General features: G+C 57.8%; 17 protein-coding genes. 8 read left to right on the forward strand and 9 right to left on the reverse strand.

The window, feature by feature from the left end; all coding sequences use genetic code 11:
* Positions 1-3: 3 nt before the first annotated feature.
* Positions 4-1,035 (reverse strand): AraC family transcriptional regulator ligand-binding domain-containing protein, encoded by a 1,032-nt coding sequence (locus ORG26_RS04485; protein WP_266367332.1) that lies wholly within the window; start codon positions 1,033-1,035, stop codon positions 4-6.
* An 87-nt stretch (positions 1,036-1,122) separates the two neighbouring features.
* On the opposite strand from ORG26_RS04485, the gene ORG26_RS04490 reads away from it, so the two are divergent.
* Positions 1,123-1,536 carry a DUF4345 domain-containing protein gene (locus ORG26_RS04490; RefSeq protein ID WP_266367333.1) on the forward strand — a complete coding sequence of 138 codons (414 nt, stop codon included), beginning with the start codon at positions 1,123-1,125 and terminating at the stop codon, positions 1,534-1,536.
* Positions 1,537-1,615: 79 nt separating this feature from the next.
* Here ORG26_RS04490 and ORG26_RS04495 read toward each other — a convergent pair whose 3' ends face one another.
* The gene (locus tag ORG26_RS04495; RefSeq protein WP_266367334.1) at positions 1,616-2,035 is read right to left on the reverse strand and encodes a hypothetical protein; all 420 of its coding nucleotides are present in this window, start codon (positions 2,033-2,035) and stop codon (positions 1,616-1,618) included.
* 119 nt (positions 2,036-2,154) lie between these two features.
* Positions 2,155-2,736 (reverse strand): hypothetical protein, encoded by a 582-nt coding sequence (locus tag ORG26_RS04500; RefSeq protein WP_266367335.1) that lies wholly within the window; start codon positions 2,734-2,736, stop codon positions 2,155-2,157.
* Positions 2,737-2,874: 138 nt separating this feature from the next.
* On the opposite strand from ORG26_RS04500, the gene ORG26_RS04505 reads away from it, so the two are divergent.
* Positions 2,875-3,393 (forward strand): hypothetical protein, encoded by a 519-nt coding sequence (locus ORG26_RS04505; RefSeq protein WP_266367336.1) that lies wholly within the window; start codon positions 2,875-2,877, stop codon positions 3,391-3,393.
* A gap of 156 nt (positions 3,394-3,549) precedes the next feature.
* The gene (locus ORG26_RS04510) at positions 3,550-5,958 is read left to right on the forward strand and encodes a TonB-dependent receptor (RefSeq protein ID WP_266367337.1); all 2,409 of its coding nucleotides are present in this window, start codon (positions 3,550-3,552) and stop codon (positions 5,956-5,958) included.
* Between the two features lie 139 nt (positions 5,959-6,097).
* On the opposite strand, the gene ORG26_RS04515 is transcribed toward ORG26_RS04510, so the two are convergent.
* From ORG26_RS04515 to ORG26_RS04525, 3 genes are all read right to left on the reverse strand, one after another.
* On the reverse strand, positions 6,098-7,822 hold the full coding sequence (locus ORG26_RS04515) for a RagB/SusD family nutrient uptake outer membrane protein (protein ID WP_266367338.1): 1,725 nt from the start codon (positions 7,820-7,822) through the stop codon (positions 6,098-6,100).
* A 136-nt stretch (positions 7,823-7,958) separates the two neighbouring features.
* Positions 7,959-11,198 carry a SusC/RagA family TonB-linked outer membrane protein gene (locus ORG26_RS04520; protein ID WP_266367339.1) on the reverse strand — a complete coding sequence of 1,080 codons (3,240 nt, stop codon included), beginning with the start codon at positions 11,196-11,198 and terminating at the stop codon, positions 7,959-7,961.
* 315 nt (positions 11,199-11,513) lie between these two features.
* Positions 11,514-13,271 (reverse strand): phospho-sugar mutase, encoded by a 1,758-nt coding sequence (locus ORG26_RS04525; RefSeq protein WP_266367340.1) that lies wholly within the window; start codon positions 13,269-13,271, stop codon positions 11,514-11,516.
* Positions 13,272-13,512: 241 nt separating this feature from the next.
* Here ORG26_RS04525 and ORG26_RS04530 point away from each other — a divergent pair, with 241 nt between their 5' ends.
* Together ORG26_RS04530 and ORG26_RS04535 are read left to right on the forward strand one after the other, a co-directional pair.
* Positions 13,513-14,217 (forward strand): DUF2975 domain-containing protein, encoded by a 705-nt coding sequence (locus ORG26_RS04530; protein ID WP_266367341.1) that lies wholly within the window; start codon positions 13,513-13,515, stop codon positions 14,215-14,217.
* Positions 14,218-14,220: 3 nt separating this feature from the next.
* Positions 14,221-14,445 (forward strand): helix-turn-helix domain-containing protein, encoded by a 225-nt coding sequence (locus ORG26_RS04535; protein WP_266367342.1) that lies wholly within the window; start codon positions 14,221-14,223, stop codon positions 14,443-14,445.
* 49 nt (positions 14,446-14,494) lie between these two features.
* Here ORG26_RS04535 and ORG26_RS04540 read toward each other — a convergent pair whose 3' ends face one another.
* Together ORG26_RS04540 and ORG26_RS04545 are read right to left on the reverse strand one after the other, a co-directional pair.
* Positions 14,495-15,343 (reverse strand): hypothetical protein, encoded by an 849-nt coding sequence (locus ORG26_RS04540; RefSeq protein WP_266367343.1) that lies wholly within the window; start codon positions 15,341-15,343, stop codon positions 14,495-14,497.
* 26 nt (positions 15,344-15,369) lie between these two features.
* The gene (locus ORG26_RS04545) at positions 15,370-16,227 is read right to left on the reverse strand and encodes an MOSC domain-containing protein (RefSeq protein WP_266367344.1); all 858 of its coding nucleotides are present in this window, start codon (positions 16,225-16,227) and stop codon (positions 15,370-15,372) included.
* Positions 16,228-16,452: 225 nt separating this feature from the next.
* Here ORG26_RS04545 and ORG26_RS04550 point away from each other — a divergent pair, with 225 nt between their 5' ends.
* Positions 16,453-17,502 carry a hypothetical protein gene (locus ORG26_RS04550; protein WP_266367345.1) on the forward strand — a complete coding sequence of 350 codons (1,050 nt, stop codon included), beginning with the start codon at positions 16,453-16,455 and terminating at the stop codon, positions 17,500-17,502.
* Positions 17,503-17,589: 87 nt separating this feature from the next.
* On the opposite strand, the gene tsaD is transcribed toward ORG26_RS04550, so the two are convergent.
* The gene (tsaD, locus tag ORG26_RS04555; RefSeq protein ID WP_266367346.1) at positions 17,590-18,588 is read right to left on the reverse strand and encodes a tRNA (adenosine(37)-N6)-threonylcarbamoyltransferase complex transferase subunit TsaD; all 999 of its coding nucleotides are present in this window, start codon (positions 18,586-18,588) and stop codon (positions 17,590-17,592) included.
* Between the two features lie 188 nt (positions 18,589-18,776).
* Here tsaD and ORG26_RS04560 point away from each other — a divergent pair, with 188 nt between their 5' ends.
* Positions 18,777-23,423, forward strand: coding sequence for a translocation/assembly module TamB domain-containing protein (locus ORG26_RS04560; protein ID WP_266367347.1), 4,647 nt, complete (start codon positions 18,777-18,779; stop codon positions 23,421-23,423).
* A 123-nt stretch (positions 23,424-23,546) separates the two neighbouring features.
* Positions 23,547-24,413: an aldo/keto reductase gene (locus ORG26_RS04565; protein WP_266367348.1), complete on the forward strand. Its 867-nt coding sequence runs from the start codon at positions 23,547-23,549 to the stop codon at positions 24,411-24,413.
* Positions 24,414-24,518: the final 105 nt, after the last annotated feature.

Consider the following 24,518-nt stretch of genomic DNA (forward strand, 5'->3'; position numbering starts at 1 on the left):
CCGCTACTCCGCAACCGGATTAGGGCCGAGCAACCGCTGAACCTCCGAAGGCGTCCGACCCGTTTTCCGCTTGAAGGCCCGGCTAAAACTCTGCAAACTGTTGAATCCCAGCTGAAACGCCACCTCCTGCACCCGCACATCCGGGCGGCGGAGCAGTTGCGAGGCCAGTTCGATCTGGTGCTCTTCCAGCAATTCCTGAAACGTCCGGCCTTCCTCGCGGAGCTTCCGTTGCAGCGTCCGGGGGCTCAGGCCGAGCATCGCCGCCACGTCTTCGAGCCGGGGAGCGTAGTAGGCCTGTTTCTGCGTCATCAGCTGGAGCACCCGGCTCGACACGCCTGTCTGCTGCTCAAGCTGGCGCAGTTTTTCCAGACACAAACTGCGCATGTTGTCGTACAACAGCGTATTGGCCGACACCAGCGGCAGGGCGGCCGTGGCGGCGTCGAACACCAGTTCGTACTGCGGCGCGCCAAACTGCACCTGCCCGAACTGGCTGCGAAAAAGGGCCTCCTCTTCCTTCGGGACTTTATGGCCGAACCGCGCCAGCAGCGGGAAAACGATCCGTCCGCAGAGATAGCCCGAAAGGGAAAGCGTCAGGCTCATGGCGTGCTCGGCGGCAAGGGCGGCCGTGAGCGGGCTGGCTTCCTGCCAGACGGGATTTGGCTCGTAGCGCACCACGACGGTCCCGTTGGTTCCTTCTTCCACCTCGTACGAAAACATATCGCCCATGAGCGGGAAAAAGTCGGCGAAACTGCGCCAGGCCATCGCCAGATTTCGGCTGCTGGCCGTGACGGGCGCAATCCAGCCCAGGACCGAGAAGGTGATGTTTTTGCCGAAATTCAGGCTGATATAGCGGTAGCGGGTCAGTTCGAGGGCGCTTTCCCACATGCGAATGCCGATTTTCCAATCGACCATTCCATCGGCGACGGCGAGGATTTCGGGCGTGATGCCGGCCTGACGATAGACCGCTTCTTCGGCTACTCCGAAGGCGGCGCAGTTGCGGGCAATGGTCCGGACGATTTCGCTGTGTACGTGCATGGCGCAGACTGGCTACTACTTTGTCGCAAAATGCGCCGTCGGTGGCGGGGCGGTTCGCTTTTTTTGCAAAAATAAACGACAACCGCCATGAACACGACATTTCTTCGATTCGCCGCCCGCTTTCTGATTGGCCTCGCCACGCTGGGCATTTTTATGGTAGCCGTGATGGCCTTCCAAAGTCCGCAGGCCGTTATGGATCTGGTGCAGGTAAAACTGACCACGACCGACGCCTACAGCTCCATCCGGGGCGTGTACGGCGGGGCCGGACTCTCGATCAGTGTAATGCTGGTCTATCTGGGCATTCGCCGCCCCAAGGAAGGGCTGGCTTTTGTGGCGTTGATTACCGGGCTGTACGCCCTTTCACGCTGGATAACGGCCCAGGTGGAAGGACCGCTGGGCGCATTCGGGCAGCAGTGGATCGTCATTGAAGGGGCAATCTGCGTCCTTTCCCTGCTTGTGCTGGCTCTGTGGCAGCGGGCCGGTCGGCTCGTAGTGGCTTAAAAACATGGCGGCATTTAACAGGGCCACGACCCGAAGTCAGGTCCCCGTTAAATGCCGCCATGCCGCCTGCTGTTTGTTTCTACGAGTGCCCCAGTTCGTCTATTGGTCCGTCAGGGTTGCGGCGGAGACTGTCTTGCCCGTCGAAATCCTTGTGGACCACGTCGCTGGCCGTAATGGTTTTCACATGCGTGATGTTGCCCTCGGCCAGGCTGTCCCGGTCACGGGTCATTTCCGCATCCTCGACGGTATCCCGGCGAACGGCTTCCACCCGGTCGCTGTCGCCCCGGTCGTTCGCGACCTGATTAGTCGGCTCATCATCAATCGGCTGAACGTCCTGCGGGTCCACATCGCTCGAATCGGCCCGTTTGGAAGTCAGGTCGGCGCGAAGGTCGCGGTCGTATAACTGGCCGGTTTCGGGGTGCTGACCCATCGTATTGCCCATGCGCTGAGCCGCATTCGACTCGCTGCTTTCTTTTCTGGATTTGCTTGTCAGACTCATAACGTTGATTTAGTTAAGAGTTAGGAGTTAAGAATTATGAGTTATCAAGTTTTAAGAAACCGCGGTCAAACCGGAATTCATCAACTCATAACTCATAATTCTTAACTCCTAACTAATTATTAATAAGCGGGTTGGTGCGTCGTGCTGGTGCCCGTGCGACCAATGTCTTCACTTTGTTTTTCCTTGGATTCCGTGGAATTGGTGCTGGAATCGTTGGCATCGGTTCCTTCGTCGGTGTCCTGCTCTTTAGCGCGTTCCTGCGCATTCGGAACGGGCACGTCGCTGTCCGAGGCGTAATCATCCGGGCCGTGGGTCGTCACGCTCACCGTAGAGGTGTCCGACTTGGGAACCTGATTCAGACCTTCCTCCGTGATGTCGTCGGCCATGTTGGAATTGATGTCGTTGAAACGGATAACGCCGTTCTTGCTGTCCATGTCAATTCCGCCAAACCCCCGGATGTTGCGGCCGTCCTGACCGCCCCGTTCCTGCACACTGTCGAGGCCGTTGGCCGAATCTTCGATCACGTCCCGGTTTTTATTGTCTTTCAAAGCCCGGTCCATATCGGTGCCATCGCTGGCGTACGGACCATCCGTGCGGCCGGTAATCTGCGCGCCGTCGCGACGAACGCTCTGCTCATCGCTCTCCTCCCGCAGTTCACCTTCCCGGTTGGCTCTATGTCCCTGAAAATCTTCCTTATTCATAACGTTTCGTTGTCTAATCCTCTCTTTATAACCCCGACAGGCCAAAAAGGTTATTGAAATCCGCGGGTACGCCCGGGCGAGAGCAAACCGGTTTCTGGCTTTTTTTGCCTACTTTTATCCCTCACTTCGTCGCCGTCTATGCCCGTTTCCCTGCTGATCCGGTCCGTCCTGCTGCTCTGCGCTGCCGCGCTGGCCGGGGTGTATGCCTACCGGGCGGGAGAACTGGCGGTTATCCGGCAGGCGTCGGCGCTCAAAACGTTTTTTGCTCCGGAAGAAAAGGTCCGCATTGCCCTGCACCGCAACGAGGCCCCCGGCTTTCTGCGGGAACAGCCTGAATTTGAGTGGCAGGGCGTGATGGTGGACGTGCTCGAACGCCGGACCGTGGGCGATTCGCTCATCATCATCGGGTATGCCGACACGGCCGAAACCGCGTTCCGGGAAATGGCGCCCTGGCTGTTTGATGAAGACGAAGGCGGGACGGCCCCCGAACCCGTGCGAAAGAAAAAGTCCGGACTCCCGGGCGATCAGTGGGCTGCTTCGACCCCGACCTTTCGTTTTTCTCCCCGACTTCTGCGGCCCGAAGTCTGCTTTTTTTCGCCGCCGTCGCGGTTTGCCGACCGGGCGGGCCAGGTGCTCACGCCGCCGCCGATTGGCTGATTGTTCCGGGAAGGTTCCTCGCCGATTTACGCAGATTTGAAACGCAGATTTTCGCAGAAGAATCTGTGTGAATCTGCGTCTGAAATCTGTGTAAATCTGCGAGAAACCCGCTTCAATTGATTTCTCTTAAAAGTATTTAATCAGCCAAACGACAGCATGAGTTTTCGTTACCGACTCCTGCTTTGCCTGACCGTTTGTACCCTATCGGCCTCCGCCCAGGTACTGACGGTTCTGGACAAAGCTACTTTGTTCCCCGTTGAAAACGCCGAAATACGGCCCGCAGGCCCCAATACGACCCCGCTTTTTACGGATAAAACCGGCAAGGCAATCCTGACCGGCTCAAGTGAAACGCTGCTCATCCGCCGCGTAGGTTATCAGACACTCAAACTAAAGCCCGGGCAGTTGTCAGCGGCCAATTATACGATTCTGCTTTCCGAAAAACAGCATGAACTGAACGAAGTTGTGGTCTCGGCCAGTCGCCAGCCCGAAAACCAGAACCGGGTCGCCCAGTCGGTGCGGGTGCTGAGCCAGAAAGAAGTGCAGTTTCTGAACCAACCGACAATGGCCGACGTCCTTCAGCAAAGCGGCCAGGTGCTGGTCCAGAAAAGCCAGCTCGGCGGCGGAAGCCCCATTCTGCGCGGTTTTGAGGCCAACAAAGTGCTGCTGGTGGTCGATGGCGTGCGGATGAACACGGCCATTTTCCGCGGCGGTCACCTGCAAAATATCCTGACGCTCGACAATGCCGTGGTCGAACGCACCGAAATTGCCCTCGGCCCGAACTCGGTGCTGTACGGCAGCGATGCCCTCGGCGGCGTCATCTATATGCAGACGCTTTCGCCCAAACTCAGCGATTCGACGACGCCCCGCACCACGGCCAACGCGGCTTTTCGCTACGGCTCGGCCATGCAGGAAAAAACCGGCCACCTCGACTGGAACATTGGTTTCAAAAAATGGGCTTTCCTCAGCAGCGTGACGGCTTCGGACTTCGACGACCTGCGGCAGGGCGCCCGGCGCAACAGTGCCATTGGCAACCTTGGCCTGCGTCCCACGTATGTCGGGCAGGAAAATGGCGTGGACATTCAGGTCCGCAACCCCGACCCGAACGTGCAGACCCCTTCGGGCTACCGGCAGCTGGACGTGATGCAGAAAGTGCTGTTCCGCCCGTCTGCCCGGACGAGCCATATGCTGAACTTCCAGCTTTCGACCACCACCGATTTTCCGCGCTACGACCGCCTGACCGAAACCGACAATCAGGGCAATCTCCGCTTTGCCGAATGGTATTACGGGCCGCAGCGCCGGACGATGCTGGCCTATCACCTCAACCAGTCGCTGAACCACCGCCTCGCCGACGACCTGAAGCTGACGGCGGCGTATCAGGATGTGCGGGAAAGCCGTCATAATCGCCGGTTTGGCAATTATTCGCTCCAGAACCGCCTCGAACAGGTGGATGTCTGGACGCTGAATGCGGATTTGCGGAAAGCCCTTTTGCCGGTTCACGAAATTCGTTACGGCCTGGAAGGCACGTACAACGACGTGGCCTCACGGGCCTTTCTGACCAACCTCCGGACCGGCGCGGAGTCGTCGCTCGACACCCGTTATCCGGACGGCGGCGCGCAGACGCAATCGTTGGCGGGCTACGTGTCGGGCACCCTCGACGTGCGCCGCTCGACGTTCAGCTACGGGGCGCGGTATGCCTGGAACCGGCTCTATGCCCGGTTCAACGACAAGACGTTTTTCCCCTTTCCTTTCGATGAGGTGACTCAGAAAAACGGCGCGTTTACGGGCAGTCTGGGCTGGACGATGCGGCTGAAAAAAGACCTGCGGCTGTCGGCTTCGCTGTCGTCGGGCTACCGGGTTCCGAACGTGGACGATCTGGCGAAAGTGTTTGAATCGGTCGCCGGAACGCTCATTGTGCCGAACCCCGATCTGGAACCCGAACGTACCTACAGCGCCGATGCCGGCATCCGCAAGACGTTCGGCGAGCGCGTGACCGTGGAGGCCGAAGGGTTTTACACCCTTTATAACAACGCGATCACGACCCAGCCCAGCACGATCAACGGGCAGACGCAGGTGCAGTACAACGGTCGGCTGAGCCGCGTGGTTACCCAGGCCAACGCCGCCGAAGCGTACCTGTATGGCTTCAGCGGTCAGCTTTCGGCGCGACTGACGAACGCGCTGGAAGCCTTCGGCACGGTGACGTACACCTACGGCCGCATCCGAACGGACTCGACGGCTTACCCGCTCGACCACATTCCGCCGGTCTTCGGCCGGGGCGGCCTCCGCCTCACCGTGAAGCGGTTCCGGGCCGAAGCGAATGTGCTTTTCAACGGCTGGAAGCGGCTCAGGGATTACAACCTGATTGGCGAAGACAACATCGTTTACGCCACTCCACAGGGCATGCCTTCGTGGCAGACGATCAACCTCCGGACGAGCTACCAGTTGAACCGCCACCTTCAGCTTCAGGCCGCTCTGGAAAACCTCCTCGACCGCAATTACCGCGTTTTTGCCTCCGGCATCAGCGCCCCAGGCCGGAACCTGGTCCTGACGGTGCGAGGGAACCTTTAAGGGAGTTAAAAATTAAAAGTTAAGAGTTAAAAGCGGTCCGCCGCCGCGGTAAGGCTCCGCCTCGTCAGGTATCTGATGGAGCGGAGCCTTACCGCGGCGGCGGACCGCTCTTAACTTTTAACTCTTAACTCTTAACTGATTAGTATCCGGGGTTCTGTTTCAACGTGGGCTGGCCGTTGACGAAGCTGTTGGTGATTTCGTCGATCGGCAGCGGGAAATACTCGCTTTTCCCTTTTGTGAACACGGCTCCGTTCAGATACTGGCGGCGGCGGCTTTCCGAGCGCAGGTATGCGTTCAGGACCTGGTCGGCGACACCCCAGCGCACGAGGTCGAAGAAACGGTGGCCTTCCATCGCGAACTCCAGCCGGGTTTCAAACCGCACCGCCGACCGGGCGGCGTCTTTGGCCGCAAACAGGGGCGAGTTGGCCGGGTATTCGTTGATGACGTAGTTGGCCGCGGGCGTACCGTCGGCGAGCGTCACCGGGCGGCTTTCTTTGGCCCGCTTGCGGATCATGTTTACCAGTTCGCGAGCGCGTTGCAGGCTGCCTACCTCCACTTCGCACTCGGCCAGCCAGAGCAGCACCGAGGCGTAGCGGATGAGGCGGAAGTTGTTGGCCAGGCGACGCTTGTTGGTTGAATGGGTGTTGGTGCCCTCCTCCGAACGGTAGTACATCCACTTTTTACCCGTATACGGCCCGGCGTACTGCTGGTCGCGAATCCAGGTTACGCCCGGCATAATGCCCCAGTCCAGAAACGGAACGCCCCGGCGGCCCACCGTCCAGTCCAGGCGCGGGTCGAGCGGCGTGGTGCGGTCGGGGTCAAAGGCGGCCGAAGCGGCCACGCCCATGTCGTTTTTCAGGTCCACGTTGTCGAAGGTATCAAACAGCGGCAGGCCGTTGGCGTCAGTCTTGAAAGCGTTGACGAGATTGTGCGAAGGCTGGTAAAAGCCGCAGCAGCCGCCACCCGGCGCACTGGAGAAATAAGGCCAGTTCAGCTCGTCGCCGGCATTGCCGTTGCCGCCGTTGGTGCCGTCGTTCACCGAAAACTGTACCTCAAAAACGGACTCGGCGTTGTTGTTGGTCGCGGCGCGGAAGTTGTCGTGAAAATCCACCAGCCGGAACCGGCCGCTGTTTACGATGGCATCGAGCAGGGGCTTCGCGTCGGCGTATTTCTGCTGATGCAGATACGTCCGGGCCAGGTAAGCCATAGCCGCAAAGCGCGTCGCCCGCCCCCGCTGCGACTGCGTCACGGGCAGATTGTCCATCGCAAATTTGAAGTCCGCTTCGATGTTCGGCCAGATGTTTTTGTCGTTAGTGAGCTTGGTCGAATTCGGATTACTCGGGTCGTAGGTTTTTTCATCGATGTAGGGCACCATGTTCCACATCCGCTTGGCTTCGAAGTGGTAATGGCCGCGGAGGAAACGGGCTTCGGCCGTGGCCTGCACTTTTTCGGCCTCCGTCATGTCCTTGACCTGCGGAAGCGCCTGCAGCACGTCGTTGCTGCGGGCCACGCCGTCATAGCTATGGGTCCATTTGCCGCGCATGTGGACCATGTTGGGTAAGGCTTCGTAGCGTTCGATGAACGAAATTTCGGGCTGGTCACCGGCATCGGTGCCTTTGTAGGCATCGTCGGAAGCCACCCCGCCATACACCCAGTTGGAAATGGCCGCGTGCCAGTTGGTAGTGCCGGAACCAATGCCATCCAGCAGCGAATACGCTCCGATCAGCAGGGCGTTCACGCCGCTTTTGTTGGTAACCTGCTCCAGCGACGCCACGCCCGTAGGCTTTACGTCCAGAAAACTTTCGCTGCACGAGGACACCATCCCCAGCGCCAGCATTGAAGATATAATGAGCGTCTTTTTCATTGACTTTGTCTCTTTTTATTGAGTGATGGAGCGATTGAGTGATGGAGTGGATTACCCCTCCGGAGATTGAGTGCCTTCAGAAAATCTCGCTTTCCGGAAACCACGCCACCGCCAAATCACTCAATCGCTCAATTAATTAAAAGCTCAGCCGCAGACCACCGAGGAACGTCCGGGCCACGGGGTACGCGCCTTCATCGACACCCATGTGAATGTCCTGGTTGTCGGTCCCCGACGAGCGCAGGTTGATGTCAGGATCCAGACCGGTGTATTTGGTGAAGGTCAGCAGGTTCTGCCCCTGCACGTAGATTTGCGTCTGACCCAGTCCCAGCCTCCGGAGCAGGTTGGCGGGTAGGTTGTAGCCCAGCTGGATGTTGCGCAGGCGCAGGTAAGAGCCGTTTTCGAGGAAATAAGACGATACCTGCTGGCTGGTGGCGTCGGTCGAGCGGAGCTGCGGCAGCTTGGCATCGGTCTTACCCGGCCGCCACGAATCCTCCAGCATCCGGCGGCTGCGGTTGCCCTGAAACACCTGGAAGTCGGTCCAGTACCGGACGTAGTTGAAAATCTGGTTGCCGTACACGCCCTGTCCGAACAAGGTCAGATCCCAGTTTTTGTAGCCGAGGTTCACATTCAGACCGTAGGTAAAGTCGGGGTGCGGATTGCCCATGAAATCGCGGTCGGCGGTGGTCACGCGGCCGTCGCCGTTGACATCCCGGAAGATGAACGAACCGGCGCGGTTGTAGGTCCCGAACTGCGGGGCATTCCGGGCCTCTTCTTCGGTCTGGAAGATGCCATCCACGAAAAAGCCGTAAAACGACCCGATCGGCATGCCTACCTTGGTGGCGCTCATGGCCGGGATGCGGGTGGCGAAGCCAAAGCGAATGGAGTTCGGGTCGTCGTTGATTTTCAGGACCTTGTTGCGGTAAGTCGAGAAGTTAGCCCCCACCGAGTAGCGGAAGTTCCCGTTGCCGCTGCGGCCGTTGTAGTTGATGGCCAGATCGACCCCCTTGTTCTGCATATCGCCGATGTTCACAAACGGCACCGTGGCAATGCCCTGCGTCCGCGGAATGTCGATCTGGTTCAGCATGTCGCTCGTTTTGCGAACGTACCAGTCGAAGACCACTTCCAGTTTGTTGTTGAGCAGGCTGGCGTCGAAACCGATGTTGGTCGAGGTGGTGGTTTCCCACTTCCCGTTCGGGTTTCCAAACTGCACGATGTCGAAGCCCGGCACGATGGACGAGCGTGAGCCGTTGATGTCGTAGTGGTTCTGCTCCGGACGCGGCTCAAAGAGCGTATAGGCGTTGTACACGTTCGGAATGTTCTGGTTGCCCGTCTGCCCCCAGCCCGCCCGCAGTTTCAGATCGGACAGGAAAGTCACCGACTTCAGGAAGCTCAGTTCCGTCAGGCGCAGCCCAATGCTGGCCGCCGGGAACACCGCGTACCGGTTGCCCGCCCCGAAGCGCGACGAGCCATCCCGGCGGAGCGTGAAATCGGCCAGCAGAAAGTCGTTGAACGAGTAGTTGACCTTCCCGAACAGCGAAAACAGGCGCGTCCGAACGGCCCCGCCGCCGCTGTTTTGTAGACCCAGCGGACTGCCGGCGTTCAGAAAACGGTAATCCAGATCATCGAAGGCGAAGTTGGAACGGGTGGCGTTGAAACCCTGCGAAAAGGTCGCCACAGCCTCCGTCCCGCCCAGGACGTTGACGTTGTGTTTTCCAATCGACTTGTTGTACGTCAGCGTGTTAAACCAGGTCCAGGAGTTGTTGTAGCTGTGCGTGACCGTCAGGCTGTTGGCGTTCCGCGACTCGGCCGACTCAATATCCCGCATCGTGAAGGCGTTGGTATTGAACAGATTGTACTCCAGACCGAAGCTCGTCCGGAACGTGAGCCCTTTGGCAAGGTCCGCCTCAGCATACGCATTGCCGAAGAGCATCACGCCGCGCGTTACGTTGTCTTTGCTGCGGGCCAGTTCGGCCAGCGGGCTGCGGGCGTTGCCGAGGTTTGAGCCTTTGGCCCCACCGAAGTTTCCGGCCACGTCATAAGCCGGTACCAGCGGGTGCATCCGCACGGCAAACATGATCGGGTTGGATTCGTTGTTGTTGCCGTTGGGCTGGCCTACCCGTTCGTCGTACGAAACCGAGAAGTTTTCGCCAATTCGGAAGCGGTTCCGGAACTTGAACTCCGTATTGGCCCGCATCGTATAGCGCTTGTAATTCGTATGAATCATAATCCCCTTCTGGTTGAAATGGTTGAAGGAGATGGCATAATTGGCCTTGTCGGTCGCGCCGCTGGCTCCAATCTGGTAGTTCTGGATGGGTGCCGGGTTGAAGATCACGTCCTGCCAGTCGGTTCCATCCTTGTTGGCGCGGGTGATGTTCCAGCGGGAGCGGCCCAGTTCGGGGTCGTTGATGTCGCCGGTGTAGTTGATGAAATTCCCGTTGGCATCGCGGGCCACGCGCGGGTCGCCTTCCATCACGCCCGATGGCCAGATGTAATCCGGAATGCGGGGCGTGGCGCCGCTGCCGTACTGGGCGTTGTTGGGTGTGCGGCCCACATTCTTTTCTGATTCCCAGATCAGATCGCCCAGTTCCTGCGAGTTCAGCAGATCGAGAAACCTGCCCGGCCGCTGCGTACCGAAGTACATATCGAAGGTGATTTTCGGCTCGCCGGCTTTTCCTTTTTTGGTGGTGATGATGACCACCCCGTTGGCGGCGCGGGCTCCGTAGATGGATGCCGCCGACGCGTCTTTCAGAATCTGCATCGACTCCACATCGTTGGGGTTGATGTTGTTGAGCGAGCCCGTCGTCGGGACGCCGTCGATGATGTAGAGCGGTGAGTTGTTGTTGATGGTGCCGAAACCGCGTATCCGGACCATCGTTCCCCCGCCCGGCGAGTTGTCGTTGCCGACCATCACCCCGGCGGCGCGGCCCTGGAGTGCCTGCGTCAGGTTGGGAACGGGTACGGCCGTCAGTTCGTTGGCCTTCACGACCGTCACAGCGCCCGTAATGTCCTTTTTACGCTGCGAACCGTATCCCGTCACGACGACTTCGTTGAGGGTTTTGATGTCGCTGACGAGTTGCACAAGCACCTCACTGCGGTTGCCGATGGCGATTTCCTGTCCGGCGAATCCGATGGCGGAAACCGAAATGACATCCCTGTCGCGGGGAACGGCGAGGGTGAAGCGCCCCTGGGCGTCCGTAGTGACGCCGATCTGCGTTCCTTTCACAACGACGTTGACGCCCGGGAGCGGCGTCTGGTCTGTGCCGTCGGTGATGCGCCCCGATACTTTTCGATCCTGTGCCCACGCCAAAGCGGTCAGCAGCCATGCAAGCATAACCGTCCCGACCAGGCGAAGCTTTCGCTGGTAGCAATGATTCATAAGTGTTAAGGATAAGTTAAAGTAGACTAGTATAAACCCTTGAGTACTTTCCCTACTCAGGACGGGTCGAAACTAATAAAAATTCGACTTCTCAGGTATAAATTATTGCAACTTTTTGTTAGAATATTTAAATATTAAAATAAAGTCTATGTTTTACGTATACAATTCGCAAAAAGACAACTAACTGAAAGTCAATAATTTTTATTCCATCTATAGCGAGGAAACTTTTCCCTGTCAAACCTAGTAATAACACAAAAGCCCCGGACGTATGCCGGGGCTTCCTACCTAGTGATAATTACTGAAAAACTACTCCTATTAAACTAGGTTCATATCTGCCGCAACCGTTTTTACTTTTTCTTTCAGCTGGGCGTAAACGGCGTCGAACTCCTCCCGGCTGGACAGCGGTTCGTTCACGCCGACGTAGAACTTGATCTTCGGCTCGGTTCCGCTGGGGCGGGCCGACACCTTGGTTCCGTCTTCCGTGAAAAACTGGAGTACGTTCGAGGCTTCGATGCCCATTTTTCCGGCTTCAATCGGTGTCTTCTCGCCCGTCCGGACATCCGTGCGGGTCAGTTCCTTGTAATCGTCCATCCGAACCACGGCCGAACCGGCGATCTGCTTCGGCGGATTAGCGCGGAAATCGGCCATCATCTGCTGGATTTCCTCCGCGCCCGTTTTGCCTTTTTTCGTCAGCGAAATCAGTCCTTCGTAATAGAACCCGTACTCCTGGTACATTTCCATCAGCAGGTCGAACAGGCTCAGGCCCTTGTCTTTGGCGTAAGCGGTCAGTTCGGCAATCATGGCGCAGGAAGCGATGGCGTCCTTGTCCCGGACGAAATCGCCGATCAGGTATCCGTAGCTTTCTTCGCCGCCGCCGATAAACTGCTGCTGGCCTTCCAGTTCGCGGATAACCTGAGCGATGTATTTGAAGCCCGTCAGCGTGTTGTAGCAGGGAACGCCCGACGAAGCGCACATTTTGTCGATGAGGTCCGTGGTTACGATGGTTTTGGCGACAAACTCCTTGCCTGTCAGCTTCCCGGCTTCTTTCCAGGCGCGCAGCAGGTAGTAGATAATGAGGCTGGCCATCTGGTTGCCGTTCAGCAGTTCGAACTCGCCGTGGTGGTTGCGGGCACCCGCCCCGACGCGGTCCGAATCCGGGTCGGTCGCCATCACGAGGTCGGCGTTCAGCGACTGGGCCAGGTTCAGGGCCAGTTGCATGGCTTCTTTTTCCTCGGGGTTCGGGTATGAAACCGTCGGGAAGTTGCCGTCCGGCGTCGCCTGTTCTTCCACAATGTGCACATTCTCGAAACCGAGCGCCTTCAGCGTCCGCGGAACGAGCGTAATGCCCGTGCCGTGAATTGGCGTATAGACGATGCTGAGGTCTTTCTGGCGGGCAATCACGTCGGCATTCACGGCGTTCTGGACGATTTTGTCCACATAAACCGAGTCTACTTCTTCCAGCACTTCGTGGATTCGGGAAACGTCGCCGTCAAATTTGATGTCGTCGATGGACGTGATCTTGGTCACCTCGCCGATGATGTTTTTGTCGTGCGGGGCCACCACCTGGCCGCCGTCGTTCCAGTACACTTTGTAGCCGTTGTATTCCGGCGGGTTGTGCGAGGCCGTCACGACCACGCCCGACTGGCAGCCGAGCTGGCGGATGGCAAACGACAGTTCGGGCGTGGGGCGCAGCTCGGAGAACAGGTACACTTCGATGCCGTTGGCCGAGAAGATTTCGGCGGCCAGCCGGGCAAATTCGGGGCTCATGCGGCGGCTGTCGTGGGCAATGGCCACTTTGATGCCGCCCTCCGGAAACGCCTGCAGGAGGTAGTTGGCCAGCCCCTGTGTGGCGGCGCCCACGGTGTAGCGGTTCATGCGGTTGGAGCCGACGCCGATGAGGCCGCGCAGCCCGCCCGTGCCAAATTCGAGGTCTTTATAAAAAGCGTCCACCAGTTCGGTGGTTTCGCTGCTGCTCATCATTTTCTGAATGGCGGCTTTGGTATCGGCGTCGTAATTGCCAGCCAGCCAGCGGTCTATTTTCTGCTGAGTAGAGGAATCGATGGATGTTGTCATTTTTAAAATATAGTTGTTATCAGGATGTTCTGCCAAAATTACATTCTTCCGTCGGGTTGCCAAATCCATACGGTAAAGCGGGCGGGGAAACAAACCAGTAACAGAAAAATTTTATTGTTAATCAATAAAAAAATATTGCTTCTGAATAAAAGTAAAATATATCTTTACCGAAACCTGCGCCCTTCCTGACCAAGACTCAACTCACGCATTCCGTTTTCCAACCTTGACTGGACGAATCGCTATGAAACCACTCGCATCGGGCATGAGCAAACTTTTTGCTTTTCTTTTTTACGGGCAGGGGGCTCTTGTCCTGGTTTATCTACTGGCTTTTGGAAGTATTTTGGCGACCAGGGACGAAGGTCGGGACAAAGACGGCCTCGGCATGGGCGTGTATATTGCGCTGCACGGGGTCATTCAGCCCATCAACTCGTATTGGGTACGGCCTCCGGTGTTTTCGAAAGAAATAAGCCGACAGCCGCCCCTTTATGTGCAATCGCCCAACGACTTTGGGACCTTAAAACTTAATTTTACGTTTCGTTCCTGGAAAGAATTCCGGCAGTTTCCGCTACACCTCCTGTTGCTGACGTATTCAGGCATGCTTCTGCTCGTCCTGCTTGGATTAGCGATTACCTGGCGATTAAAGGCGCTGTTTGAAGGCTTTAGCAGGGACGACATCTTCAGCCCCTGGCAAATCAGCCACCTGAACCGGGTGGGCTGGCTCCTGCTGAGTTATTACGTTCTGGTTTTAATCCTCCATCACCTGCGGCATTATTTCACTGTGCGCTATCTGGAGCAATTGAATTTCCGCTTCGAACCCCAGTACGACGGCTCGTTTTTCTTTCCGGCCGACTGGAGCTTTGCGGTAGCCGGGGTGTTTCTGATTATTCTCAGCCATGTTTTCCAATACGGATTATCGCTCCGGGAAGAACACGACCTCACCATCTGACCCATGCCTATAGTCGTAAACGTCGATGTGATGATGGCGAAGCGAAAGATGTCGCTGACCGAATTGTCCGAAAAAGTGGGAATCACCATGGCGAATCTGTCCATCCTCAAAACCGGAAAGGCCAAAGCCGTCCGCTTCGAGACCCTGGAAGCCCTGTGCGCCGCGCTGAACTGCCAGCCGGGGGATTTGCTGGAGTATGTGCCTTCTGAAGAACCGGCGATGCCTTAATTCTTTAAAACGAGAAATGCCATATCTCGCAGATATGGCATTTCTCGTTTTAAAGAATTAAGCCCGGCAGCCAGAACACGCCGTCGCCGACCCAGCGATAGCGGCCGTTTTCCAGAAAATACTCCGGATAACGCTGGATGATGTACAGTCCCAGGCTCATCAGCCCTTCCACGACCGCCGCCCGCTGGACGTAACGCGGCCCGCCGAACATGAACACCGCCAGCGCCAGCAGCACCAGCACGCCCGTCAGCGACCGAAGCACCCAGTCGCACTGCGAAGGGCCCCAGAGCGAAGCCAGCGACAGACCGTGCTCCTCGCCTTCGTAATGCTCCATGAGCGAAAAAAGTAGAATATTCTGAAACGCGACGCCCAGAAATAGGCCGACCAGCGCCCATTCCGTCCAGCCGATCGTTTCTCTCTGCACAAAAATACTACCCCAGATTCCGACCGTATAAAGCAGGGCGACCAGCGGCTCCTTGAACGCCAGAAGGGGATGATCCTGCGGCAGACGCGACACGCCGAAGAGGTAAACCGCGCAGAGGAGGGCCAGAATCAAGCCGAAGCGAACGACCGAAGCCGGCAGCCAGAACAGCAGCAGCAGACTCAGCCCCACACAAACGGCCATCGTCAGCACGAGCATGCGCCGGTTGGCGGCATGGAACCAGTGCCGGTCGGGAAGCGCCTGCCCGCTGGCCTTGAACCGCAGTCCGTCGATCAGCCGGTCGGCGGCGTAAATAAGAAAAATACAGAGCGCCAGCGTCAGCGTCACCGACCAGGAGCCGGCTTCCTGTCCATCGGGAAACCGCGACACCATCCGGTGCGTAAACACGGCTCCAATCACCACGTCGATACTTAACCAGTGAGCCGCCTGTACCCGCTGTTGAAGAAGGGAAATCACCCGCATAGAATCCGCACGAATCACTTTTATGCCGTAGCCTTGCTGCCCGGCACCATTACTTTTTCCTCCAGAACCCGAACGGCATCGCCAACGCGCACCAGACCGGTCGCATCGGGAATGACGTTTTGCCCAAACAGGACTTTCCGGTTGAACGTGCGATAGGCGGCCAGGGTTTTCAAAGGTTCCTGTCCGCGCTCGCCGGTTTCGGGATGGATGGTGGTCAGAACGCAGCGGGCACAGGGTTTTACCCCCCGAAAAGGCAGATCCCCGATGATAAACCGGGACCAGGCATCCTCGGCATACGGCAGCGAGCCGCTCACGACCAGATTCGGCCGGAAACGCGCCATCGCTACGGGCTCCGTCAGACGGCCGTTCAGTTCGTCGAGCGACGCCTGCCCGATGAGCAGAAACGGGTAACCATCCGCGAAACTGACCACATCGCCCGGTCGGGCGTATCTGGAATCCGCTTCCCGACGGGTTGAATCCGGCATCCGCACGAGTCGGCAGGGGAAGCCCAGCGTCCGGCTAAACCAGCGGTCCGCCTCCGCACTGACCGTCCGGACGGGCATGGTATCGTCCCAGACCGTGGCCAGCAGCGTTTCCTCACTTTCCAGCGTCAGCGGTATCTCCAGTCCGTCTTCCGGCCGGTGCCGATGCCAGACCTGGAGGGTGGTTTCGGTGAGGGCTACGTCGAGCAGGGCCATCGGGAAAATAGTCCGCTGGGTTACGAACTGCCACGGTCCGCCATTCGGGTCCGGGACCACCAGCATCCACCGGCGGTCGTACCGGAAACCGCGTTCTTCGGCCACGGCTTCCTGAAGGCGGATGCATCCCAGCGATTTTATCGGATAAATACGGATTTCCTGTAAAACGGGTAAGGCCATAAGGCTTCAGTTTAGGCCGCAAAAGTAACGGTTTTGGCGGCTTTCAGCGCGTTTCCGTCCCATCCGCCTTATTTTAACCGCGCGCCCCCGGGCAGCACCGGCAGGTCAGTTTTCGTTTAATTTCAAGGCGCACGAACACAAATATCTGTATTACAACATTATAGTGCGTTTCTGGTTAATGATTGGAATACTTTCTTGTTCATTTATTAATCCAGGTAAAACGTTATGGAAACACGCTCAACGTATGGGGATGATGAGTACGGACGCCGGAGCGCATCAGCGCTGACGTCTGTGAGGGAATGGGTGCCGTTGAAACGCATTTCCTGGGGAGCCGTTTTTGCCGGAGTGCTGGTGGCGGTTCTGGTGCAGCTGACCCTCAGCCTGCTGGGGCTCGGCATTGGCTTAAGCACGCTGGATGTAACGGAGGAGGCCAATCCGGCCGCCGGTCTCGGCATCGGTTCGGCCATCTGGTACGCCGTGCAGACGCTGGTGGCCCTTTTTATCGGCGGCTGGGTAGCCGGTCGGCTGGCTTCGGCTCCGCGCACGTTCGACAGCATCATCCACGGCATCCTGACGTGGTGTCTGGTTACGCTGCTGACTTTTTATCTGCTGACGACGGTCGTCGGCCGCATCATTGGGGGCGTTTCGAGCCTCGTGGGCAATGCGTTCAACATTGTCGGTAATGCCGCCGGGGCCGGACTGGTCGCCGCGGCCCCGGCCATTCAGGACCAGATTCAAAACGCGGACATTGACCTTAGCCAGCTGAAAACCGAAGCCAACGAACTGCTACGCCAGACGGGCAAGCCCGGCCTCCAGCCCGAAGCGCTGGAACGCAAGGCCGATCAGGCGGCCGGTCAGGCCCAGTCGTCGGCCGGAGCCGCCGCTCAGAATCCGCAGGCGGCCAACACGACCTTCGACAGCGCCATCGATCAGTTGTTCGGACAGGTTCGTGGCACGGCTCAGCAGGTGGATCGCGAAGCGGTCGTCAACGTGATTGTCGCCCGGACCGGCAAGAGTCGCGCCGAAGCGGGTCAGATTGCCGACAACTGGATTCGTACCTACAACCAGGGACGCCAGCAGGTGCAGCAGGCCACGCAACAGGCGAAAGTACAGGCTAAAGAAACCGCCGACAAAGCCGCCGACGCCACGTCAACGGCTTCCATCGCTGCCTTCTTCAGTCTGCTGATCGGAGCCGGTGCGGCCGGTTTTGGAGCCAAAAAAGGCGGCGACTCGAAGGACGATTACAACCGCCTCGACGAGCCGATTCAATCGTAAAAAAAGTCGTAAGTGCAAAAGTCGTAAGCGGCTTCGCCAGTTTTAAATTGAGGCGAAGCCACTTGCGACTTTTGCACTTACGACTTTTTAAAACTCCATGCGGGGCAGCGGGCTTACTTCCTGAGACGTAAACTCGCCCCGGAGGTATTTGTAATGCGCCGCCATCGCAATCATGGCGGCATTGTCGGTGCAGTATTCGAAGGCGGGGATGTACACGTTCCAGCCTTCTTTTTCGCCCAGTTCGGTCAGGGCCTTGCGCAGGCCGGAATTGGCCGATACCCCGCCGGCCAGGGCAATTTCGCGGATGCCGGTCTCGCGGGCGGCGCGGCGCAGTTTGGTCAGCAGCATCTGCACCAGCGTATGCTGCACACTGGCGCAGATGTCCGGCAGGTTCTCTTCGATGAAGGCTGGATTGACCTTCGTCTGGTCCCGCAGGAAATATAGAATGGCCGTTTTGATGCCGCTGAACGAATAATCGAGTCCGGGCATTTCCGTCATTGGAAATTTGTACGCCAGCGGATTGCCCTCTTTGGCGTACCGGTCGATGAGCGGTCCGCCGGGATACGGCAGGTTGAGCAGTTTGGCCGTTTTGTCGAACGCCTCCCCTACGGCATCATCCTGCGTCTGTCCGATTATTTCCATCTCCAGGTGGTCGTTCACCCGGACGATCTGCGTATGTCCGCCGCTGACGGTGAGGCACAGAAACGGGAAGTCTGGCTTATTTTCTCCGATAAAATGCGCCAGCACGTGGGCCTGCATATGGTGCACTTCGATCAGTGGAACGTCCAGAGCCAGGGCCAGGGCTTTGGCAAAAGAAGCGCCGACGAGCAAAGCGCCCAACAGGCCCGGCCCCCGGGTAAAAGCGACGGCTTTCAGCTCTTTTTTTTGTACATTTGCCTGTTTTAAGGCCTGTTCGACCACCGGCACGATATGCTGCTGATGGGCCCGGGAAGCCAGTTCGGGGACTACGCCGCCGTACTGCTGGTGGACCAGTTGGGTTGCTACAATATTGGATTCGATTTTGCCGTGAGCGCAGACCGACGCCGAGGTTTCATCGCAGGAAGATTCAATTGCTAAAATTACCATTTAACAAATTTAACGCTCAATAAGTAAGGAATCAGGAATAATGACCAGAAATTGCAGTTATTCGGTATAAATCCGTCTGCTATTGTATATTTCAAATAAAAGTTAAACGTTACTCCCATAATCGCGTCTAAAGCCCGACCCCAAATCGATTAATCGTTCATTATTCATTTTTCGTTATTCATTCATAAATGCGCTCATTCTTCACCATACTTCTGAAAACCCTGCTCTACACGGTCCTCGTGCTGGTGCTGGTCCTCGGAAGTCTGGTAATTGGGCTGCAAATGCCGTCGGTGCAGACAAAGATCGTCCAGTACGCGGCCAAAAAAATCTCGGCCAAACTGCAGTTTCCGGTCGATGTCCGGAAGGTCGCCATTCGCTGGTTCGATACGGTCAGTCTGGAAGGTGTCAGCATCCGCAACCGGGACCTGAATCCGATGGTCGATGTGGGGCGGATTGAAGTGAATTTCGACCTCAAAAACCTGATCGATAGTTCGGCCACCAACATTCACCTCGATGAAGTCCTGCTCTACCGGCCCGACGTGAAGCTGGTCAAAAGTGCCAAAACGGGGGATCTGAACTTCGACGACTTCCTCGCCCGCATCAACGAACTGCTGCGCGACACCACCAAACCTTCCATTCCGAACCAGAACATTCCGTTCACCATCGGCAAGGCCACCCTCATCGACGGCAAACTTTCGTACGACGACAACCGGACGGGCCGCATGCGGGGGCGGCGGGTCTTTGATTACAACCACTTCACGGTCAACAACCTGAATGCCGGACTCCGGGACTTTCTGCTCCTGGGCGATACCATCCGGATGGACATCAACCGCCTGAAAGGGGTGGACAAAAAAGCGCAGCTGAAGATCAACCGGCTGGATACGCGCTTCCTTTACTGCGCCAAACAGATGCGGCTCGACGAACTGTACGCCAGCATCAACGGCTCGACGGTCCGCAACCGGATCATTTTTGACTACAACAGTTTTTCGGAGTTCGGCGCCTTCAACGACAAGGTCGTCATGCGCATCAACCTGCGGAACGCTACCATCCGGGCGCAGGATCTGGTGCCGTTTACGGATTATTTCGAGAAAAATTACGACGTCGCCCGGGCGACGCTGGACTATGCCGGGACGGTCCGGAATTTTCGGACCACCAAAGCGGACATTCGTTTCGGCCGGAACAGTCGGCTCGTCGGCGATCTGGCGTTTAAGGGCCTCCCGAGCACGGACCCGCTGGTCGATTTCCGGTTTGGCCCGTCGTCGGTCCAGCTTTCGGACCTCAGGCCCTACTACTCGGACCCGGCTTTTGACCGGATGATGGGCAAGTTGCAGGAACTGCGCTTCAACGCGACGTTTGCCGGGCGCTTCCTGGATTTCCGCACCGTGGGAACGTTCAATACGGCGCTGGGCGGCGTGGCCGGGGATTTTGCCCTGAAGATGGACGGCGACAACGGCACCACCTACCGCGGCAACCTGCGCGTTTCGAATTTCGACGCGGGAACCCTTTTCGACCAGTCGGAGCAGGTGCAGCGGGTAGACGGCACGGCCCGCTTCAACGGCCGCGGGCTGGCCATCAACACGGCCCAGCTCGACATCGACGCCCGCATTAATCGCCTCGGCTTCCGGCAGTACAATTACCGGAACCTCATCGTGCGGGGCAATCTGCAACAGAAATACTTCGACGGGCAGATCAGCGTCCGGGATACCAACCTGAATGTGAACCTGGACGGAGAATTCAACCTGCGGGGGCAGAAAAACTTCTTCGACCTGCGCGGCATCGTGCGCCGGGCTGACCTGCTGGCGCTCAACCTCTCCGGCGATTCGCTGGTCATTCACTCCGACCTGAACGCGCAGCTGACCGGCAACCGGCTCGACGAACTGGTCGGTTCGGCCCGTTTTTACAACAGCTACCTGACGCTGGGCCGCCGCAGCCTCGTGCTGGACACGCTCGTAATGCATTCCGAACTGGAAGGCCGGGAACGTTCGCTGACCATTGAATCGGACATCATGCGGGGCACGCTGCTGGGCAATTACCAGATTACGCAGGCCATTGACGACATTCAGCGGCTGGCGCAGGAATACCGGCTCAATTTTGCCGGGGACGCCGCCGGCATGGCCGCTTATTACCGCCGCAAACGCCCGTCTACCGGCGCCCCTTACAGCATCGATTACGCCCTGCTGCTGAAGAATATGCAGCCGCTGACGGCTTTTCTGGCCCCGAGCCTGTACATCTCCCCGAACACGCAGCTATTCGGCCGGTTCACCATCGACCGGACTTCGCTGATTTCGGTCAATGGCTTTGTGGACACCCTGCGCATCGGCGATTATTCGTTCTACAAAAGTTCGCTCGACTTGACGACTTCCAAGTTTGTCAATTCGCCGGAAGTTATTGCCGCGCTGATTCTGAACTCCAAACGGCAACAACTCGGCGGCCTGGCTCCGACCGAACAGCTCGATGCGGAAGCATCCTGGGACATCAATCACATTGATTTTACGAGCAGTCTCAAACAAGTCAACAGCACCAACCGCGCGAACCTGAACGGCTCCCTGACGTTCAAAGGGGATGCCATGGACATCGAACTACGCAACTCCCGGTTCCGCCTGCTGGACAGCCTGTGGCGCGTCGCTCCCGACAACCTGATCCGTGTGGTCGGCAACGACGTAACCATCCGGAACCTGAGCCTCTCCAACCATAGCCAGCTCATTGCCGCCAACGGAAGGGTCTCGTCGGACACCTCGCAGGTGCTGAAAGTTGAGGCCCGCAATTTCCTGCTGCAATCGCTGAATCCGGTTCTGAACACGAGCATTTCGGGCACCGCCAACGGTGAAGCTTCCCTGCGCGACCTGTACGGCTTAAAACTGTTCGACGGCTCGCTGCAGATCGACTCCCTGAAATACCAGAATTACCTCATCGGCAACCTCTTCAACCGCAGTACCCTTGACCCTTCGCGGGGCGTGCTGATCGACACCCGGGTGAGCCGTGACCGCCGCGACGTGCTGACCGTTACGGGCGCGTACGACCCCGGCCAGTCCGCCGAAAGTCCGCTCGACCTGAAAGCGCGGCTGAACGGGGCCAGTCTGCGGCTGCTTGAGCCGTTTGCCAAAGGCTATATTTCGAACCTGAACGGAACCGCTACGGGCACCGTGGACGTGACCGGCAACCTCAACAGCCCGGAACTGAAAGGAACCGTTGACGTAAAAGACGGGCGGCTGCGGATCGATTACCTGAAGGCCGACATGACGTTTGCCGACAAGATTTATTTCGAGGAAAACGAAATCCGGACCCAGCGCATGGTGCTGACCGACCCGGAAGGCAACAAGGCAACGCTGCGCGGCGGGGTCTTCTTCCCCGATTACCGCTACTTTGTGCTCGACCTGACGGCCGACATGAACAATTTCCGGATTCTGAACACGACGGCCAAGGACAACGACCTGTTTTACGGCACCGCCGTGGCGACCGGAAAAGTCAACCTCTACGGCCCGATTGACAACCTTAACATCCGCGCCGATGTGGCCAGCAATCGCGGCACGCGCATCTTCATTCCACTCGACCAGGCCGCCACCGTCACGGACGAAGACGTAATCCGTTTCATCAACACCAAGCCCAGCGCGGCCACCCCCAATGTAACCGCCCGTACTTCCCCCGGCGTGGCGACACCCGGCGTCACGACGCCGCCAAACGAACCGCAGGTTGATCTGTCGGGCATCAACATGGATTTCAACCTGAGCATCACGCCGGATGCCTACTGCGAAATTCAGCTGGACCGGCAGACCGGCGACATCATCAAGGCCAACGGCAGCGGCCAGATTGCGATGCGGATCGACACCAAAGGCGACTTCACGATGACGGGGACGTACGAAATTCAGCGGGGGGAATACACCTTTACGTTCGAGAACGTCATCAACAAGAAGTTCCAGATGCTGCCCGACAGCCGCATTACCTGGACCGGCGACCCGTACGAAGCGATGGTGGACGTGAAGACGGCTTACACGCAGTACGCCTCGCTCCGTCCGCTTTTTCAGGGCTCGACCAGTCAGCTGAACGCCGTTGACCAGAACCGCCGCTACCCCGTGGACCTGCTCATCGACCTGAAAGGCCGCCTGCTGAAGCCCGAAATCACCTACGATCTGAAGGTCAGGGAATACCCGCAGCTGCCGGAGTTCCGCCAGCAGGTAACGGCCTTTGAATCCCGCATCAAGAGCAACGATCAGGAACTGGGCCGACAGGTCAGCAGCATTCTCCTTTTCAGCCAGTTACTTCCTCCGGACGGCGGATTTTTCGATCCGAACGCCTCGGGCGGCGGCATCGGTGTGGGGGTAACCAACAGCCTGAGCGAACTGCTGTCCAACCAGCTTAGCCGACTGGCTTCTACCATCAACAAGAACCTGGATGTGGGCCTGTCGCTCAATGGCCTGGGGCTGGATCAGAATATGGTCAACAACCTGCAGGTCCGGCTGTCGTACCGCTTCAACGACCGCTTCCGCATCAGCCGCGACGGTGGTTTTACCTACGGAAACAACCAGACCAACACGGCCAGTCTGCTCGGCGAATGGACACTTGAATACTGGGTAACGCAGGACGGGCGGCTGAAGCTGAAAATGTACAACCGCAACCAGATGAACCTGCTCGGGTCGATTGTTTCGACCGGCGTGGGGACCTTCACCACGGGCGGCGGCATGAGCGTGCAGTACACCCGTTCGTTCAACACCCTGTTTGGGAAGCCCGCGGAAAAACCAAACCCCGGACTGCGGCCGGTACAACCCGACGAGAAAACCATTCCGGCGGTTGTGCCTACGGGTACGACGACCGCTTCTTCCATCGATCCAGACCGGTAAAAAGAAATGGCATATCTCGGAGATATGCCATTTCTTTTTACCGGTTAAATAAGAATTCCGGTTTCCTGAACCAACGCCCCGCCTGGCTGCGTTACCCCGCCGAACATCCTTACCACACAATTTATGCAAACACAATCCCGTCCGGCCACCGCTGCCGGCACGATTACGCTCGGCGACATGACCGTCAATCGCATGGGGTACGGTGCCATGCGCATCACCGGCAACGGCATCTGGGGACCGCCCAAAGACAAAGCCGAAGCCATCCGCGTTCTGAAACGTTCAGTAGACCTCGGCATCAACTTCATTGACACCGCCGACTCGTACGGACCACACATTTCGGAAGAGCTGATCGCCGAAGCCCTTCATCCCTACCCTTCCGACCTGATCATTGGCACCAAAGGCGGTCTGCTCCGCACCGGCCCGAACCAGTGGCCGGTCGATTCGAGCCCGAAGCATTTGCAGGAAGCCCTGGAAGGCAGCCTTCGCCGCCTGAAGCTCGACCGGATCGACCTCTACCAGCTCCACCGCTTCGACTCCAAGGTTCCGGCGGATGAAACATTGGGCTTTCTGAAAGAAATGCAGCAGAAAGGTCTGATCCGCCACCTGGGTGTTTCGGAGGTGGACGAACAGCAGTTGCAGCAGGCGCAGCAGTATTTTGAGGTGGTTTCGGTGCAGAACCGCTACAATCTCCTGGACCGGGTCTGGGAAGGCGTTCTGGACATCTGCGAACAGCAGAACATCGCGTTTCTGCCCTGGTATCCGCTTTCGGCGGGGGTGCTGGAAAACGAAACGTTACAGGGCATCGCCCAGACGCACAACGCCACCGTTCACCAGATTGCGCTGGCGTGGCTGCTCCAGCACTCGCCTGTAATGCTGCCGATTCCGGGCACCTCGACTGTGAGTCACCTGGAGGAAAATACGGCCTCGGCCACCATCAAGCTTTCGGAGGAGGAAATGCAGGCCATTGAATCCATTAAGAACCAGTTGTGAATTAGTTTAGGGTTTAAAGTTTAGGGCTTATGGTTTATAGTTGCTCCGCAGGCTCCAGATTCGGCGAAGCAACTATAAACCATAAACCCTAAACTTTAAACAGAT

The sequence above is a fragment of the Tellurirhabdus rosea genome (genome assembly GCF_026278345.1).
Taxonomy (GTDB): Bacteria; Bacteroidota; Bacteroidia; order Cytophagales; family Spirosomataceae; genus Tellurirhabdus; species Tellurirhabdus rosea.

Coding starts and splice junctions, on each gene's coding strand:
- ORG26_RS04485 (WP_266367332.1), bottom strand. CDS start 1,035: ATGCACGTACACAGCGAAATCGTCCGGACCATTGCCCGCAACTGCGCC.
- ORG26_RS04490 (WP_266367333.1), top strand. CDS start 1,123: ATGAACACGACATTTCTTCGATTCGCCGCCCGCTTTCTGATTGGCCTC.
- ORG26_RS04495 (WP_266367334.1), bottom strand. CDS start 2,035: ATGAGTCTGACAAGCAAATCCAGAAAAGAAAGCAGCGAGTCGAATGCG.
- ORG26_RS04500 (WP_266367335.1), bottom strand. CDS start 2,736: ATGAATAAGGAAGATTTTCAGGGACATAGAGCCAACCGGGAAGGTGAA.
- ORG26_RS04505 (WP_266367336.1), top strand. CDS start 2,875: ATGCCCGTTTCCCTGCTGATCCGGTCCGTCCTGCTGCTCTGCGCTGCC.
- ORG26_RS04510 (WP_266367337.1), top strand. CDS start 3,550: ATGAGTTTTCGTTACCGACTCCTGCTTTGCCTGACCGTTTGTACCCTA.
- ORG26_RS04515 (WP_266367338.1), bottom strand. CDS start 7,822: ATGAAAAAGACGCTCATTATATCTTCAATGCTGGCGCTGGGGATGGTG.
- ORG26_RS04520 (WP_266367339.1), bottom strand. CDS start 11,198: ATGAATCATTGCTACCAGCGAAAGCTTCGCCTGGTCGGGACGGTTATG.
- ORG26_RS04525 (WP_266367340.1), bottom strand. CDS start 13,271: ATGACAACATCCATCGATTCCTCTACTCAGCAGAAAATAGACCGCTGG.
- ORG26_RS04530 (WP_266367341.1), top strand. CDS start 13,513: ATGAAACCACTCGCATCGGGCATGAGCAAACTTTTTGCTTTTCTTTTT.
- ORG26_RS04535 (WP_266367342.1), top strand. CDS start 14,221: ATGCCTATAGTCGTAAACGTCGATGTGATGATGGCGAAGCGAAAGATG.
- ORG26_RS04545 (WP_266367344.1), bottom strand. CDS start 16,227: ATGGCCTTACCCGTTTTACAGGAAATCCGTATTTATCCGATAAAATCG.
- ORG26_RS04550 (WP_266367345.1), top strand. CDS start 16,453: ATGGAAACACGCTCAACGTATGGGGATGATGAGTACGGACGCCGGAGC.
- tsaD (WP_266367346.1), bottom strand. CDS start 18,588: ATGGTAATTTTAGCAATTGAATCTTCCTGCGATGAAACCTCGGCGTCG.
- ORG26_RS04560 (WP_266367347.1), top strand. CDS start 18,777: ATGCGCTCATTCTTCACCATACTTCTGAAAACCCTGCTCTACACGGTC.
- ORG26_RS04565 (WP_266367348.1), top strand. CDS start 23,547: ATGCAAACACAATCCCGTCCGGCCACCGCTGCCGGCACGATTACGCTC.